Raw genomic sequence first — 16,163 nt, 5'->3', positions numbered from 1 at the left:
AGGATATTTTCATCATGAACAAAGAATCGACAAGCAGAAATGCAAAAAGCCCGTTGCGTTAGCAACGGGCTTTTTCAATAGTGGCGGAGAGATAGGGATTTGAACCCTAGATACGCTATTAACGTATGCCGGTTTTCAAGACCGGTGCTTTCAACCACTCAGCCATCTCTCCACAAATTGTCATCTTCAGATTAGTACACTGATGATGTTGTTACACGTAGATACGAGTAACGATATTTAAAGCCTGGCGATGTCCTACTCTCACATGGGGAAACCCCACACTACCATCGGCGCTAATTCGTTTCACTTCTGAGTTCGGCATGGAATCAGGTGGGTCCAAATCGCTATGGTCGCCAAGCAAATTCTTTATCAATTTGCTCGCAAATTCAAACGCACTTTAGTGCGGCCCTTTAGGGTGAGATTTGCTTGCAAATCGAATAATTCGGAAAGCTGTTATTGTGTTCTCGACACATTCAATCTGCTCTTGCTTTGAGTCCATCAAAACCCTTTGGGTGTTGTATGGTTAAGCCTCACGGGCAATTAGTACAGGTTAGCTCAACGCCTCACAACGCTTACACACCCTGCCTATCAACGTTCTAGTCTCGAACAACCCTTTAGGACCCTCAAAGGGTCAGGGAAGACTCATCTCAGGGCTCGCTTCCCGCTTAGATGCTTTCAGCGGTTATCGATTCCGAACTTAGCTACCGGGCAATGCGTCTGGCGACACAACCCGAACACCAGAGGTTCGTCCACTCCGGTCCTCTCGTACTAGGAGCAGCCCCCTTCAATCTTCCAACGCCCACGGCAGATAGGGACCGAACTGTCTCACGACGTTCTAAACCCAGCTCGCGTACCACTTTAAATGGCGAACAGCCATACCCTTGGGACCGACTTCAGCCCCAGGATGTGATGAGCCGACATCGAGGTGCCAAACACCGCCGTCGATATGAACTCTTGGGCGGTATCAGCCTGTTATCCCCGGAGTACCTTTTATCCGTTGAGCGATGGCCCTTCCATTCAGAACCACCGGATCACTATGACCTGCTTTCGCACCTGCTCGAATTGTCATTCTCGCAGTCAAGCGGGCTTATGCCATTGCACTAACCTCACGATGTCCAACCGTGATTAGCCCACCTTCGTGCTCCTCCGTTACTCTTTGGGAGGAGACCGCCCCAGTCAAACTACCCACCAGGCACTGTCCTCAACCCGGATAACGGGTCTAAGTTAGAACATCAACACTACAAGGGTGGTATTTCAAGGACGGCTCCAACGATACTGGCGTACCGTCTTCAAAGCCTCCCACCTATCCTACACATGTAGGGTCAATGTTCAGTGCCAAGCTGTAGTAAAGGTTCACGGGGTCTTTCCGTCTAGCCGCGGGTACACTGCATCTTCACAGCGATTTCAATTTCACTGAGTCTCGGGTGGAGACAGCGTGGCCATCATTACGCCATTCGTGCAGGTCGGAACTTACCCGACAAGGAATTTCGCTACCTTAGGACCGTTATAGTTACGGCCGCCGTTTACCGGGGCTTCGATCAAGAGCTTCGTCCAAAGACTAACCCCATCAATTAACCTTCCGGCACCGGGCAGGCGTCACACCGTATACGTCATCTTACGATTTTGCACAGTGCTGTGTTTTTAATAAACAGTTGCAGCCACCTGGTATCTGCGACTCTCAATAGCTCCATCCGCAAGGGACTTCACCGTCAAGAGCGTACCTTCTCCCGAAGTTACGGTACCATTTTGCCTAGTTCCTTCACCCGAGTTCTCTCAAGCGCCTTGGTATTCTCTACCCGACCACCTGTGTCGGTTTGGGGTACGATTCCAACTTATCTGAAGCTTAGAGGCTTTTCCTGGAAGCATGGCATCAATGACTTCACTACCGTAGTAGCTCGACATCGTGTCTCAGCCTTAAAGAGAGCCGGATTTACCTAACTCTCAAGCCTACGCACTTGAACCTGGACAACCGTCGCCAGGCCCACCTAGCCTTCTCCGTCCCCCCATCGCAATAAGTTGAAGTACGGGAATATTAACCCGTTTCCCATCGACTACGCCTTTCGGCCTCGCCTTAGGGGTCGACTTACCCTGCCCCGATTAACGTTGGACAGGAACCCTTGGTCTTCCGGCGAGGAGGTTTTTCACCCCCTTTATCGTTACTCATGTCAGCATTCGCACTTCTGATACCTCCAGCAAGCTTTACAACTCACCTTCAACGGCTTACAGAACGCTCCCCTACCCAATACATAAAATGCATTGCCGCAGCTTCGGTTTATAGCTTAGCCCCGTTACATCTTCCGCGCAGGCCGACTCGACTAGTGAGCTATTACGCTTTCTTTAAATGATGGCTGCTTCTAAGCCAACATCCTAGCTGTCTAAGCCTTCCCACATCGTTTCCCACTTAGCTATAATTTGGGACCTTAGCTGGCGGTCTGGGTTGTTTCCCTCTCCACGACGGACGTTAGCACCCGCCGTGTGTCTCCCGGATAGTACTTACTGGTATTCGGAGTTTGCAAAGGGTTGGTAAGTCGGGATGACCCCCTAGCCTTAACAGTGCTCTACCCCCAGTAGTATTCGTCCGAGGCTCTACCTAAATAGATTTCGGGGAGAACCAGCTATCTCCAGGTTTGATTGGCCTTTCACCCCTAGCCACAAGTCATCCGCTAATTTTTCAACATTAGTCGGTTCGGTCCTCCAGTTGATGTTACTCAACCTTCAACCTGCCCATGGCTAGATCACCTGGTTTCGGGTCTATATCCAGCAACTCGACGCCCAGTTAAGACTCGATTTCTCTACGGCTCCCCTAGATGGTTAACCTTGCTACTGAATATAAGTCGCTGACCCATTATACAAAAGGTACGCAGTCACAGGACAAAGCCTGCTCCTACTGCTTGTACGTACACGGTTTCAGGTTCTATTTCACTCCCCTCACAGGGGTTCTTTTCGCCTTTCCCTCACGGTACTGGTTCACTATCGGTCAGTCAGTAGTATTTAGCCTTGGAGGATGGTCCCCCCATATTCAGACAGGATATCACGTGTCCCGCCCTACTCGATTTCACTGATGATGAGATGTCGGTTACGGGGCTATCACCCTGTATCGCGGCACTTTCCAGAGCCTTCACCTGTCTCATTAAAAGCTTAAGGGCTAGTCCAATTTCGCTCGCCGCTACTTTCGGAATCTCGGTTGATTTCTTTTCCTCGGGGTACTTAGATGTTTCAGTTCCCCCGGTTCGCCCTGTTAACCTATGTATTCAGTTAACAGTACTAGCTTATGCTAGTGGGTTTCCCCATTCAGAAATCCCAGACTCAAATGGTTGTTACTACCTAATCTGGGCTTATCGCAAGTTACTACGTCTTTCATCGCCTCTGACTGCCAAGGCATCCACCGTGTACGCTTAGTCACTTAACCATACAACCCCAAAGGGTCTTACAGTCAAACAACCAAAGTTGTCTCCAATTTTTTAAACATGATGGAGACACGATTTTGCCGGACTCAAATATAAACATCACAATAAATTGTGGTGTTTCCAAGAACACTTGAATGTGTGTTGGTACCTATTCAAAAGAATAGGATTTGAGAACTTTTAATTGAATAACAACGCATCTCAAAGAGATGGGGATTGTTGTTATTCGTCAGCTTTCCAAATTGTTAAAGAGCAATGTTTCTTCACGAGGAAGTACATTTTCTAAAGATTCTTAGACGGTCGAAAACCCGAACCACGCACGTTTTACTGAAGTGGTTTGGAAGTAGACATCCAAAAACATTTAGAGAATGGTGGGCGATACCGGGCTCGAACCAGTGACCCCCTGCTTGTAAGGCAGGTGCTCTCCCAACTGAGCTAATCGCCCACATTGTTTTTTCATTCTCGTGGAGAGAATGGTGGGTCGTGCAGGATTCGAACCTGCGACCAATTGATTAAAAGTCAACTGCTCTACCAACTGAGCTAACGACCCAATGGTATCCCGTAGGGGAGTCGAACCCCTGTTACCGCCGTGAAAGGGCGGTGTCCTAGGCCTCTAGACGAACGGGACACTAAGTCGAAGATATTGGGATATCTTCTTATCTCTTAAACTACATAAACCATCAATCTGTGTGGACACTTGCTTGGATAATCATCGTATAAGGAGGTGATCCAGCCCCAGGTTCCCCTAGGGCTACCTTGTTACGACTTCACCCCAGTCATGAACCACAAAGTGGTGAGCGTCCTCCCGAAGGTTAAACTACCCACTTCTTTTGCAGCCCACTCCCATGGTGTGACGGGCGGTGTGTACAAGGCCCGGGAACGTATTCACCGTGGCATTCTGATCCACGATTACTAGCGATTCCGACTTCACGGAGTCGAGTTGCAGACTCCGATCCGGACTACGACGCACTTTTTGGGATTCGCTCACTCTCGCAAGTTGGCCGCCCTCTGTATGCGCCATTGTAGCACGTGTGTAGCCCTACTCGTAAGGGCCATGATGACTTGACGTCGTCCCCACCTTCCTCCGGTTTATCACCGGCAGTCTCCCTGGAGTTCCCACCCGAAGTGCTGGCAAACAAGGATAAGGGTTGCGCTCGTTGCGGGACTTAACCCAACATTTCACAACACGAGCTGACGACAGCCATGCAGCACCTGTCTCTCAGTTCCCGAAGGCACACTCGTATCTCTACAAGCTTCTGAGGATGTCAAGAGTAGGTAAGGTTCTTCGCGTTGCATCGAATTAAACCACATGCTCCACCGCTTGTGCGGGCCCCCGTCAATTCATTTGAGTTTTAATCTTGCGACCGTACTCCCCAGGCGGTCTACTTAACGCGTTAGCTCCGAAAGCCACGGCTCAAGGCCACAACCTCCAAGTAGACATCGTTTACGGCGTGGACTACCAGGGTATCTAATCCTGTTTGCTCCCCACGCTTTCGCATCTGAGTGTCAGTATCTGTCCAGGGGGCCGCCTTCGCCACCGGTATTCCTTCAGATCTCTACGCATTTCACCGCTACACCTGAAATTCTACCCCCCTCTACAGTACTCTAGTCTGCCAGTTTCAAATGCAATTCCGAGGTTGAGCCCCGGGCTTTCACATCTGACTTAACAAACCACCTGCATGCGCTTTACGCCCAGTAATTCCGATTAACGCTCGCACCCTCCGTATTACCGCGGCTGCTGGCACGGAGTTAGCCGGTGCTTCTTCTGCAGCTAACGTCAAAGATGCACGCTATTAACGTACACCCCTTCCTCACTGCTGAAAGTACTTTACAACCCGAAGGCCTTCTTCATACACGCGGCATGGCTGCATCAGGCTTGCGCCCATTGTGCAATATTCCCCACTGCTGCCTCCCGTAGGAGTCTGGACCGTGTCTCAGTTCCAGTGTGGCTGATCATCCTCTCAGACCAGCTAGGGATCGTCGCCTTGGTGAGCCCTTACCTCACCAACTAGCTAATCCCACCTGGGCATATCCTGACGCGAGAGGCCCGAAGGTCCCCCTCTTTGAGCCGAAGCTATTATGCGGTATTAGCCATCGTTTCCAATGGTTATCCCCCACATCAGGGCAATTTCCCAGGCATTACTCACCCGTCCGCCGCTCGACGCCGTTAACGTCCCCCTAAGGTTCAGTTAACTCGTTTCCGCTCGACTTGCATGTGTTAGGCCTGCCGCCAGCGTTCAATCTGAGCCATGATCAAACTCTTCAATTTAAAGTTTTGATTCCCTAAATAAATAGGGGAGGCTCAATGAATACTGATAAGTTTCTAGTGACTAGAAGCTAGTTCCTAGAAAACTTGAATTGACTGTGCTCGAATGATTGCTCATTCAAATGGTCACTCAGTTCATTGAAACCTAAATTGTTTCCGAAGAAACTATTTGGATTATCATCAACGAGTGCCCACACAGATTGATAGGTTTATATTGTTAAAGAGCTTTCTTGTTTGTGACTCATGTCACTCACAAAGAGGCGGTCATTTTAGCGAGATAAAGTTTAGTGTCAACCACTTTTTTAAAACTTTTTTCAAGCGCTTTGCTTGGCTAATTGACCTTGCTGAATCGGCTTTGGTGTCTTTCGAACCGTTCCCGTGTCAGCGAGGGGGCATTATAGAGATCGCCATCACATTGGCAAGCCCTTTTTGGTGTTTTTTTTGATTTTTTTGTTGTTTGCGTATTTTCTATTCAAAACGACCTGTTTTTGCCACTTTTCTCGCTCTAAAGTAGTCAGGTTCCCGCTAAATAAGGAGATGGAATGAGCTCTCTACGCAGTTATAAAGGTATTCACCCTCAAATCGGACAACGTGTCTATATAGATAGTAGCTCTGTGCTGGTCGGAGATATTAAGATTAGCGACGATTCGAGCATTTGGCCGTTGGTTGCTGCTCGCGGTGATGTTAACCATATTCATATCGGCAAACGGACTAACGTACAAGATGGCTCTGTCCTTCACGTCACGCACAAAAATGCCGAAAACCCTGAGGGCTATCCGCTTATCATTGGCAATGACGTGACCATTGGCCACAAAGTCATGTTACACGGATGCACTATCCATGATCGTGTCTTGGTCGGTATGGGCGCGATAGTGCTCGATGCTGCGGTAATAGAAGAAGAGGTAATGATAGGTGCCGGTAGCTTAGTCCCACCAGGTAAGGTTCTAGAAAGTGGTTACCTTTATGTTGGTAGCCCAGTCAAGCAAGCACGCCCGTTGAATGATAAGGAGCGTGCGTTCTTACTGAAATCTGCGGACAACTATGTGCAAAATAAAGAGGACTATCTTCATCAAGTCGATCAGATCACGCCATAATTTCTATTTGGCCTGAACTATTGTACTGCTCATCCTCTATTAAACCTTCAGCAAGCTCCTCAAGATCAAAACGGCACTGGGCAAATACCGCCAGAGCTTGCTGCTGATCAGAAATGCTTTGTCCGGATAAGTTTTCCAGCGCTTGCTTAGAAACGATGCACTCAATCAGCGCACCACTTTGCTGCGCTGGGAAGCTCATCACTTGAGCTTCGTCGTGCCAAGTTTGCATGTCTGGAAATAGTATCGATTGGTTCAAGGCTTACATTCCTTCTAAGTTTTTGCGCAGCTCACGCAAAATTTGTTTGGTGCCTGGTCTAAGTCCACGCCACAACATAAAACTTTCGGCCGCTTGGCCAACTAACATACCTAAGCCATCGTAAGCCGCAGCAACGTTATTATCCAACGCCCACTGATTAAAAGCGGTGTTCCCCGCGCCATACATCATGTCATACGCATAGGTGTGCGCAGTAAAAATCGCTGCGGAAATATCTGGCAGCTCACCACTCAGGCTGGCTGAGGTGGAGTTGATCACCACATCAAAGCCATCGTTTATCTCTGACATCGCGACCGAACGAACATGACCATAGGGTGAGAACATTTGTTGTAGCTGCTGAGCTTTTGACAGCGTTCGATTGGTAATCACGATTTCACTCGGCTGCTGATCAAGCAGCGGCTTAATCACTCCTCGCGCCGCACCACCGGCACCAATCAGCAAAATACGCGCGCCTTTGAGCGGTACTTGATATTGCAGCAAGTCTTGAACAAGGCCTTCTCCATCAGTGTTGTCGCCAATGATTTCACCATCATCCAGTTTCTTTAGTGTGTTTACCGCTCCTGCCAATTGCGCTCGCTCGGTGAGCCGGGTGGCCAGCTGATAGGCGTCCTCTTTGAAAGGTACCGTGACGTTACAACCCTTGCCGCCATTGGCAAAGAAGGTTTCAGCAGCACGGGTAAACTCCCCCTCTGGTGCGAGTTCAGCTGTATAGGTAAGAGGCTGATTGGTTTGACGCGCAAATAGAGTATGGATGAAAGGGGACTTGCTATGTCCGATGGGATTGCCAAAAACGGCATAACGGTCTATTTGCTGTGTCATATCCTTACCTGCAAAAAATAAAAAGGCCAACTTGATTAAGTTGACCCTATCACTATCTCTATAAGGAGGAAAGCGTTACCAATCCCTTGGCTTAAGGTAGTGATCGTAGAGTTCAGCTTCTGGTGAACCTGGCTCAACTTGATAAGCGTATTCCCAACGTGCCAGCGGCGGCATTGACATTAAAATCGACTCAGTGCGCCCACCACTTTGCAAACCAAATAAGGTGCCTCGATCATAGACTAAATTGAACTCGACATAACGGCCGCGGCGATATAACTGAAATTGACGCTCACGCTCACCAAATTCCGTCGCTTTACGGCGTTCAACAATCGGCAAATACGCTTGGGTATAACCTTCCCCGACCGCTTTTATATAGTCAAAACACTTATCAAATGGCCATTGATTGAGATCATCAAAAAATAGCCCGCCCACCCCACGAGTCTCATCTCGGTGCGGAAGATAGAAATATCGGTCACACCACGCTTTATGTTCTGGATACACATGGCTACCAAATGGTGCACATAATTCTTTGGCGGTGTTGTGCCAATACTGCGCATCTTCTTCAAAAGGATAGAACGGCGTTAAGTCGAAGCCTCCACCAAACCACCAGATAGGATCTTCTCCGTCTTTTTCGGCGATAAAGAAACGTACATTGGCATGTGATGTCGGCACATATGGGTTATTGGGGTGCATCACTAAAGAAACACCCATGGCTTCGAATCGGCGTCCTGCCAACTCAGGGCGATGTGCAGTGGCAGACGCAGGCATTTCTTTGCCTTGAACATGCGAAAAGTTCACGCCACCTTGTTCAAACACTGCACCTTCTTTCATCACGCGAGTCCGACCGCCACCACCGAGCTTTTCACCAGGCTCTCGGTGCCAAGCATCTTCCACAAACTGGGCCTGACCGTCGGCTTGTTCGAGTTGGTGACATATTGAATCTTGTAGCGCCATCAAGAATTGCTTGACCGCTTGCTTATCTATCGCTGACATACGATTTCCTTTACTGCGCAGGGTTATCCCTGTCTTAATACTTGTGAGCGTTTGGCGTCACCAATGGCATCCGGTTCGCTCGGCTACCGTTAAAGGTTAACGGCTTTGCTAGAGCATTACTAGCCAATTGCTTCACCATAATACCAAACCGATGACACAATCCTGTTGCATTAGTGCCAACAACTCCATGCGATTGTCAGGGCTTGCCTCCATGCCCATAGAGTTCGATATAAACCACACGCAAACGTTTGCTTAAGAGTAAAATCCCCGTATAATGCGCTCAAAATATTTGCTCACTATGCTATTCGCTTTGAAGGAGTTTGAGATGAAAGTCGGGATCATTATGGGTTCAAAATCAGATTGGCCAACCATGAAACTAGCGGCAGACATGCTAGATAAGTTTGGTGTTGAATACGAAACCAAAGTGGTGTCAGCACACCGAACCCCTCAGCTTCTTGCCGACTACGCCACCTGCGCCAAAGAGCGTGGTCTTAAAGTGATTATCGCTGGTGCTGGCGGCGCAGCTCACCTACCGGGCATGGCTGCTGCGTTTACTTCATTACCAGTACTGGGTGTTCCTGTTCAATCTCGCGCACTTAGCGGCCTTGATTCTCTATACTCTATTGTGCAAATGCCAAAAGGTATTGCGGTAGGTACGCTTGCTATCGGCGAAGCGGGTGCGGCAAACGCCGGTATTTTAGCTGCGCAAATTCTTGGCACTCATGATGAAACTGTGATGGCGAAAGTTGAAGCTTTCCGCGCCGAGCAAACGGAAACGGTTCTCGCTAACCCAAACCCAGCTGAGGACTAATCGATGCATGTTCTAGTGCTAGGTGCAGGCCAATTGGCTCGTATGATGTCACTCGCTGGCGCGCCACTGAATATCGAAATTTCAGCCTACGATGTGGGTAGCAAAAATATCGTCCACCCTTTAACTCAAGCTGTGATTGGTCATGGTTTAGAGAGTGCGATTGCGAGCGCAGATGTCATTACCGCTGAGTTTGAGCATATTCCACACGACATCCTTGCGGTATGTGAGCAAAGTGGAAAGTTTTTACCTTCAACGGAAGCCATCAAAGCCGGTGGAGATCGCCGCATTGAAAAACAGCTGTTAGATGACGCCGACGTTCGCAATGCAAAGTACTTTGTGATCAACACGCGTGAAGATTTTGACCGTGCAATTGAGCACGTCGGAATTCCAATGGTACTGAAAAGTGCTCTGGGTGGTTACGATGGCAAAGGCCAATGGCGTCTAAAGGATTCCAATCAAGCGGAAGCGATATGGACTGAAATGGCCGAGTGCATTGCTGCCTCAGACTCCCAAGCGATCGTTGCTGAAGAGTTTGTGCCATTTAACCGTGAAGTATCCCTCGTCGGTGCTCGTGGTAAAGATGGTAGCGTTGCCGTTTATCCATTAGCAGAGAATGTTCACACCAATGGCGTGCTGACTCTATCCACAGCAATAGCAGACACCGAACTGCAACAGCAAGCGAAAACCATGTTCACTGCCGTGGCGGAGCATCTAGAGTATGTGGGCGTGTTGGCGCTGGAGTTTTTTGATGTCGATGGCACTTTACTGGTTAATGAGATTGCGCCACGGGTACATAACTCAGGTCACTGGACTCAACAGGGCGCAGAAACTTGCCAGTTCGAAAACCATCTGCGCGCCGTTTGTGGTTTGCCATTGGGCAGCACCAAACTGATTCGAGAAACCTCTATGATCAACATCCTAGGCGAAGACACTTTACCTGAAGCGCTACTGGCAATGGATGGGGTTCATATTCACTGGTACGGCAAAGAGAAACGAGCAGGTCGCAAGATGGGGCATATCAATGTGTGTGGTGATTACAGCGGAGAACTGCAGCGCAAACTGTGTGCACTCGCTGATGTGTTAGACAAAGAAGCCTTTCCTGCCGTTCATGAGTTTGCAGCAAGCTTTGCCGAGTAATTCAGTTCATTGATATATTGCAAAAACGGCGCTCGATGCGCCGTTTTTTTTAATCTTGTTGGATGTGGTGACACTTCCGCTCGGCGCACTGCCGTTTTACGCCACTGGCGAGCTTCTTCTCGACTAACAGCGGAAAACCACACTTCTCGCAGTTGCCCTTAGCTGGGGGCTGATTGACCGCAAACTTACACTTAGGGTAGTTATCGCAAGCATAAAACAGTTTACCGAAACGAGTCTTGCGCTCAACCAAATGCCCTTTTCCACACTCTGGACAAAGGTGATGCTCAGGTTGCTGCTGTTGTTGCTTAGGTTGGTCTATCGACTCGATATGGTGACATTCGGGATAGTGACTGCAGCCTATAAACATCCCATAACGACCCTGTCGCAACACCAGTTCATTGCCGCATTCCGGGCAAGCGACACCGAGCTCTTTAATGATGTGACCATCATTTTGGTGCAGAGGCTTAATGTAATCACACGTCGGGTACTGATCACAGCCCAAGAAAGGGCCATGTTTGCCGTGGCGCAGGTGAAGCTCTCCGTTGCGCTGCTCCTGCTGACACTTAGGACAAGCCTGATGCTCTAAGGCATGCTCATGGGCTGAGAACAGTTGACTGTCTATTTTGTTACTCATATCGACTCTTGGCGATTAGTGCAGAATACCTTGTTCCTTGGTATACAGCAGCTCTTCCATTAGCGTATAAGCGTTTTCATTGCCTGGCACATTAAACAGCACCATCAACACGATCCACTTGAGGTCATCGAGCTCAAAATCGTCAGTTTCTAAACCCATAATGCGATCAATGACCATTTCACGAGTCTCGGTGGTCAACACGTTGACTTGTTCAAGAAAGGTCAAAAAACCACGGCATTCGATACTCAAACGTTCACACTCTTTCGCGGTGTAAATACGTGTCGAGTTTGAGGCGCTGCACACTGAAATTGCAGAGTGAGTTTCACTTTGCTGCAGTGCCGCTAGCTCTTCTAGCCAGACAAGGGCTTTATAAATGTCTTTTTGATGAAAGCCAGCGCGAAGAAGCTCTTCTTCTAGCTCATCTTGATTGACCTGTAACTCTGCATCGCTATGGATGTAAGTCTCGAATAGATACATTAGGATATCCATCATCATAGCTAGCCCCTCCCCTTACGAATATAGCCACCGGAAACTGCAACAACATACCCTTGAAGCTCAAGCTCCAAGAGCTGCATCATGACTTCCTGCACAGGTATATTGGTCCTGTTTGCAAGAATATCAACTGGTGTAGCCTTACTTCCTACGTTAGCTAACAGTGAAGCAAATGGCAATTGTTGTTTGATTGCTATTTTTTGTTCAAAAAGCGGCAGTTGGGTTTGATTTGACCAATCAAGCAACGAGTCAAGCTCATTGAGGATGTCTTCGATATTGAGCACTAGGCATGCACCTTGCTTTATCAAAAGGTTACAACCTGTTGCTTGTGGGTTGTGCACCGAGCCAGGCAGGGCAAACACCTCGCGACCCTGTTCAAGCGCATATCGTGCCGTGATTAAAGAGCCGCTCTTTTGCGCCGCTTCAACCACCAACACCCCAAGCGATAAGCCACTGATGATTCGGTTGCGACGTGGAAAGTGATCCGCTTTGGGCTTAGCGTTAGGATGGAACTCAGAAATCAACGCGCCGCCTGCGCCGACGATCCGTTCTGCTAACTGGCGATGCCGCGCCGGATAAATCGTATTGAGTCCGCACCCAAGCACAGCCAAAGTTGTGCCACTCGCTTGCAATGCCCCATCGTGAGCATAACCATCTACCCCTAACGCTAGCCCGCTGGTCACGGCCAGTTGATGCTCCACCAGCGCTTTTGCAAAACTGCGCGCACTGCTCAGTGCATCGACACTGGCATTTCTGCTGCCAACTATCGCCAACTGAGGCAATGCCAGCGTCTCCACTCTGCCTTTGACAAACAGCACTGCAGGTGCGGCCGCCACTTGGCGCAGTTGCGGCGGATAGTCACTATCTGATTGCAGCAAAATTCGATGATCCGTTGCTGCCTGCTGCCATTCCAAGCACAACGCCACCTCAGCCAAAGCTTGATGACGCAAGAACTCTCGCTGCTTTAATGTTAACCCGAGCGCCTCCATGGCAGCTGCGGACGACGCGACGATATTTTCTGGCGCATCGCGAGCGAGCAGTTTATTAAAGGCTTTGGGGCCGATCCCGGGGGTAAAATAGAGCGCAAGCCAGGCAGAAAGCGAGTGTTCAGACATAGACGAAGGGACACCAGTGAGGAGAACAGGGAGAGCCTAGGTCAAGGTTCAATGGGCCGCTGTGCGCCAGACTGGCTCACAAAGGTCACTCTTTTCTCAATCAAACAGAAGGATGAATCTGAAACACAGGCCGTTCAAAAGCGTTTTGATGCTGTCATTTGGCGCATAAAATGTCTAGAATTGAGCCAACGAGGTTTATCCTGATCCAGCACAGTTCAACATTTCGAGTGTATATGTCTGTATTACAAGTATTAACATTCCCAGATGAGCGCCTACGCACGGTAGCAAAGCCGGTAGAAAAGGTGACTCCTGAGATTCAAAAATTAGTCGATGACATGATTGAAACCATGTACGACGAAGAAGGTATTGGCCTAGCCGCAACGCAAGTGGATGTTCACCAGCGTATTGTCGTGATCGATGTTTCCGATACACGTGACCAACCTATGGTTCTGATCAACCCAGAAATCATTGAGAAACGCGGTGATGACGGTATCGAGGAAGGTTGTTTGTCTGTTCCCGGTGCGCGCGCTTTAGTGCCGCGAGCTGCTGAAGTGACAGTCAAAGCACTGAACCGCGACGGTGAAGCGTTCACCTTTGAGGCCGACGACCTGCTGGCCATTTGTGTGCAGCATGAACTTGATCACCTAGAAGGCAAGTTGTTTGTTGACTACCTTTCACCATTAAAGCGCAAACGCATCCAAGACAAGCTTGCGAAGATTAAGCGCTTTAACGAGAGAAACGCAAACGCCTAACCGCTAACTATAAGAAGGAAGGTACCTTGAGCAAACCTTTGAAAATTGTTTTTGCTGGTACTCCGGATTTCGCCGCCCGTCACTTGGCGGCGTTGTTGTCTTCGGAGCACGAGATTATCGCTGTTTATACCCAACCTGACCGTCCTGCAGGTCGTGGCAAAAAGCTAACAGCAAGCCCGGTAAAAAATATCGCGGTTGAGCATGATATTGCGGTTTACCAGCCTGAGAATTTCAAGTCTGATGAAGCCAAACAACAGCTGGCCGACCTCAATGCCGACCTTATGGTAGTCGTGGCTTACGGGTTACTGCTACCGCAAGCGGTACTGGATACTCCGAAGCTGGGATGTATCAATGTCCATGGCTCGATTCTTCCGCGCTGGCGCGGCGCGGCACCGATCCAACGCTCTATCTGGGCTGGAGATAAAGAGACGGGCGTGACCATTATGCAGATGGATATCGGCCTAGATACTGGCGATATGCTGAAGATTGCCACCCTGCCGATAGAAGCGACAGACACCAGCGCTTCCATGTACGAAAAGCTAGCAGAACTCGGTCCACAAGCGCTGGTCGAGTGCCTGACCGATATTGCCAACGGCTCTGCCGTGGCAGAGAAACAGGATGACGCGCTCGCCAACTACGCGAAGAAACTGAGTAAAGAGGAAGCGCGCATCAACTGGAACGACGACGCAGCACACATTGAACGTTGCGTTCGTGCTTTCAATCCTTGGCCGATGAGCCACTTTGTTGCAGCCGAGCACAGTATCAAAGTTTGGCAAAGCCGGGTTGAGGCGCAATCTGCAGATAAGCCAGCAGGCACCATTTTGCGCGCTGATAAGTCAGGTATCTACGTGGCAACAGGCCAAGATGTATTGGTGCTTGAGCAACTGCAGGTTCCGGGTAAAAAAGCCATGCCTGTGCAAGATATCCTCAATGCCCGCGCGAGCTGGTTTGAGGTGGGTAGCGAGCTTAGCTAATCCCCTATTCGAGCCTGACCAACCAAGTCAGGCTCACTATTACGAACTTTTCGAAGGCAGAGATGCCTTCTCAGCAACAAGGTATTCAACATGAATGTTCGCGCTGCAGCAGCCAACGTCCTATTTCAAGTGGTCGATAAAGGTCACTCTCTTTCCAACGCCCTTCCTGCGGCGCAACAAACCATCAAGCCTCGTGATCACGCACTGTTACAAGAGATCTGCTACGGTGCTCTGCGTTACCTACCGCGTTTAGAATCGATCGCCAATGAGCTGATGGATAAACCGCTCAAGGGGAAGCAGCGCGTTTTTCATCACCTGATCTTAGTGGGCATCTACCAACTGAGCTTTATGCGAATTCCTGCACACGCGGCTGTCGGCGAAACAGTAGAAGGCACCAAAACGCTGAAAGGCCCGCGCTTGCGTGGCTTAATCAACGCGGTATTACGCAACTACCAGCGCAATCAAGAAGAATTAGACGCTTTAGCGGTGAGTCATAACGCCGGCAAGTACGGCCACCCTAGCTGGCTACTTAAGCTGCTACAGGAAAGCTATCCGCAGCAGTGGCAAGAGATTGTTGCAGCAAACAACAGTAAGGCACCGATGTGGCTGCGTGTGAACCATCAACACCACTCGCGCGATGAGTACCTTGAACTGCTTAAAAATGAAAACATAGATAACTCGATTCATAGCGAAGCCAAAGACGCCGTAAAATTAGCCGCACCGTGTGATGTCACTCAGTTGCCAGGCTTTGACAAAGGTTGGGTGTCGGTTCAAGACGCGGCGGCTCAGTTATCCATCAACTACCTGACGCCACAAGATGGTGAACTGATCTTAGATTGCTGCGCTGCACCCGGTGGCAAAACGGCGCATATCCTAGAGCGTACTCAAGGCTGTGAAGTGGTCGCTATCGACTGCGATGAGAGTCGTTTAAAGCGCGTTCACGATAACTTAGAGCGCTTGAACCTCAAAGCCAAGGTGATTTGCGGTGACGCACGAAATCCACAAGATTGGTGGCAAGGTGAGCAATTTGATCGCATTCTACTCGATGCCCCTTGCTCAGCGACTGGCGTGATTCGTCGTCATCCAGACATCAAATGGCTACGTCGAGCCGACGATATCGAGGCTTTGGCCAAGCTGCAAAGTGAAATTCTGGATGCGATGTGGCAGCAGCTAAAGCCAGGTGGCACGCTAGTTTATGCGACTTGTTCTATCACTCCGCAAGAAAACCGTGAGCAGGTGAAAGCCTTCTTGGCGCGAACCAAGGATGCTCAACTGCACGGTTCGACAGTAGACAATCCTGGTCGCCAAATCTTGCCAGGTGAAGAGGACATGGATGGCTTCTACTACGCCATCCTCAACAAAAACGCGTAACCGATACGGCGGCAGACATACTGGCGC

The 16,163-nt window shown here is 49.5% G+C and carries 12 protein-coding genes, 4 tRNA genes and 3 rRNA genes; 6 read left to right on the top strand and 13 right to left on the bottom strand.

Annotated features, from left to right (window positions below; all coding sequences use genetic code 11):
* Positions 1-81: 81 nt before the first annotated feature.
* The 7 genes from MTO69_RS00260 to MTO69_RS00230 all read right to left on the bottom strand — a co-directional run bounded on the left by MTO69_RS00260 (position 82) and on the right by MTO69_RS00230 (position 5,673).
* Positions 82-172, bottom strand: a tRNA-Ser gene (locus MTO69_RS00260).
* A gap of 70 nt (positions 173-242) precedes the next feature.
* A 5S ribosomal RNA gene (gene rrf / locus MTO69_RS00255) occupies positions 243-358 on the bottom strand.
* Between the two features lie 161 nt (positions 359-519).
* Positions 520-3,409, bottom strand: a 23S ribosomal RNA gene (locus MTO69_RS00250).
* Positions 3,410-3,773: 364 nt separating this feature from the next.
* Positions 3,774-3,849: transfer RNA gene (locus MTO69_RS00245), tRNA-Val, on the bottom strand.
* Between the two features lie 29 nt (positions 3,850-3,878).
* A tRNA-Lys gene (locus MTO69_RS00240) sits at positions 3,879-3,954 on the bottom strand.
* A gap of 2 nt (positions 3,955-3,956) precedes the next feature.
* Positions 3,957-4,032: transfer RNA gene (locus MTO69_RS00235), tRNA-Glu, on the bottom strand.
* 89 nt (positions 4,033-4,121) lie between these two features.
* Positions 4,122-5,673 (bottom strand): 16S ribosomal RNA (locus MTO69_RS00230).
* Together the 16S, 23S and 5S rRNA genes with 4 tRNA genes alongside form the textbook arrangement of a ribosomal RNA operon.
* A 539-nt stretch (positions 5,674-6,212) precedes the next feature.
* On the opposite strand from MTO69_RS00230, the gene MTO69_RS00225 reads away from it, so the two are divergent.
* Positions 6,213-6,764: a gamma carbonic anhydrase family protein gene (locus MTO69_RS00225; protein WP_248330071.1), complete on the top strand. Its 552-nt coding sequence runs from the start codon at positions 6,213-6,215 to the stop codon at positions 6,762-6,764.
* Here the strand turns inward: MTO69_RS00225 and MTO69_RS00220 are convergent.
* From MTO69_RS00220 to hemF, 3 genes are all read right to left on the bottom strand, one after another.
* Complete coding sequence (locus MTO69_RS00220) at positions 6,754-7,020, bottom strand: DUF1488 domain-containing protein (RefSeq protein ID WP_248330069.1); 267 nt, start codon at positions 7,018-7,020, stop codon at positions 6,754-6,756. The two genes, MTO69_RS00225 and MTO69_RS00220, sit on opposite strands and share 11 nt — an antisense overlap.
* Positions 7,021-7,023: 3 nt before the next feature.
* A complete protein-coding gene (gene aroE, locus MTO69_RS00215) occupies positions 7,024-7,857 on the bottom strand; it encodes a shikimate dehydrogenase (protein WP_248330067.1) in 834 nt (277 codons plus the stop codon).
* Positions 7,858-7,932: 75 nt separating this feature from the next.
* Positions 7,933-8,850 carry an oxygen-dependent coproporphyrinogen oxidase gene (hemF, locus tag MTO69_RS00210; protein WP_248330065.1) on the bottom strand — a complete coding sequence of 306 codons (918 nt, stop codon included), beginning with the start codon at positions 8,848-8,850 and terminating at the stop codon, positions 7,933-7,935.
* A gap of 325 nt (positions 8,851-9,175) precedes the next feature.
* Between hemF and purE the strand changes: the two genes are divergently transcribed.
* Positions 9,176-9,661 carry a 5-(carboxyamino)imidazole ribonucleotide mutase gene (gene purE / locus MTO69_RS00205; protein ID WP_248330063.1) on the top strand — a complete coding sequence of 162 codons (486 nt, stop codon included), beginning with the start codon at positions 9,176-9,178 and terminating at the stop codon, positions 9,659-9,661.
* Positions 9,662-9,664: 3 nt separating this feature from the next.
* Positions 9,665-10,798, top strand: a complete 1,134-nt coding sequence (locus MTO69_RS00200; RefSeq protein WP_248330061.1) for a 5-(carboxyamino)imidazole ribonucleotide synthase — start codon at positions 9,665-9,667, stop codon at positions 10,796-10,798.
* Between the two features lie 49 nt (positions 10,799-10,847).
* Here MTO69_RS00200 and MTO69_RS00195 read toward each other — a convergent pair whose 3' ends face one another.
* From MTO69_RS00195 to dprA, 3 genes are read right to left on the bottom strand one after another with little or no spacing between them, the layout of a single operon-like run.
* Complete coding sequence (locus tag MTO69_RS00195; protein ID WP_248330059.1) at positions 10,848-11,432, bottom strand: DNA topoisomerase family protein; 585 nt, start codon at positions 11,430-11,432, stop codon at positions 10,848-10,850.
* A 15-nt stretch (positions 11,433-11,447) separates the two neighbouring features.
* Entirely contained in the window at positions 11,448-11,927 is a 480-nt protein-coding gene (locus MTO69_RS00190; RefSeq protein WP_282567525.1) for a DUF494 family protein, read from the bottom strand.
* Between the two features lie 2 nt (positions 11,928-11,929).
* Complete coding sequence (gene dprA, locus MTO69_RS00185; protein WP_248330057.1) at positions 11,930-13,039, bottom strand: DNA-processing protein DprA; 1,110 nt, start codon at positions 13,037-13,039, stop codon at positions 11,930-11,932.
* A gap of 233 nt (positions 13,040-13,272) precedes the next feature.
* On the opposite strand from dprA, the gene def reads away from it, so the two are divergent.
* From def to rsmB, 3 genes are all read left to right on the top strand, one after another.
* Positions 13,273-13,791 carry a peptide deformylase gene (gene def / locus MTO69_RS00180; RefSeq protein WP_248330055.1) on the top strand — a complete coding sequence of 173 codons (519 nt, stop codon included), beginning with the start codon at positions 13,273-13,275 and terminating at the stop codon, positions 13,789-13,791.
* 26 nt (positions 13,792-13,817) lie between these two features.
* Positions 13,818-14,765 (top strand): methionyl-tRNA formyltransferase, encoded by a 948-nt coding sequence (gene fmt / locus MTO69_RS00175; protein ID WP_248330053.1) that lies wholly within the window; start codon positions 13,818-13,820, stop codon positions 14,763-14,765.
* 90 nt (positions 14,766-14,855) lie between these two features.
* Complete coding sequence (gene rsmB / locus MTO69_RS00170; protein WP_248330051.1) at positions 14,856-16,136, top strand: 16S rRNA (cytosine(967)-C(5))-methyltransferase RsmB; 1,281 nt, start codon at positions 14,856-14,858, stop codon at positions 16,134-16,136.
* Positions 16,137-16,163: the final 27 nt, after the last annotated feature.

The sequence above is a fragment of the Vibrio sinaloensis genome (assembly GCF_023195835.1).
GTDB classification, from domain to species: Bacteria; Pseudomonadota; Gammaproteobacteria; order Enterobacterales; family Vibrionaceae; genus Vibrio; species Vibrio sinaloensis_C.
This window is presented reverse-complemented; position numbering and strand designations above follow the sequence as displayed.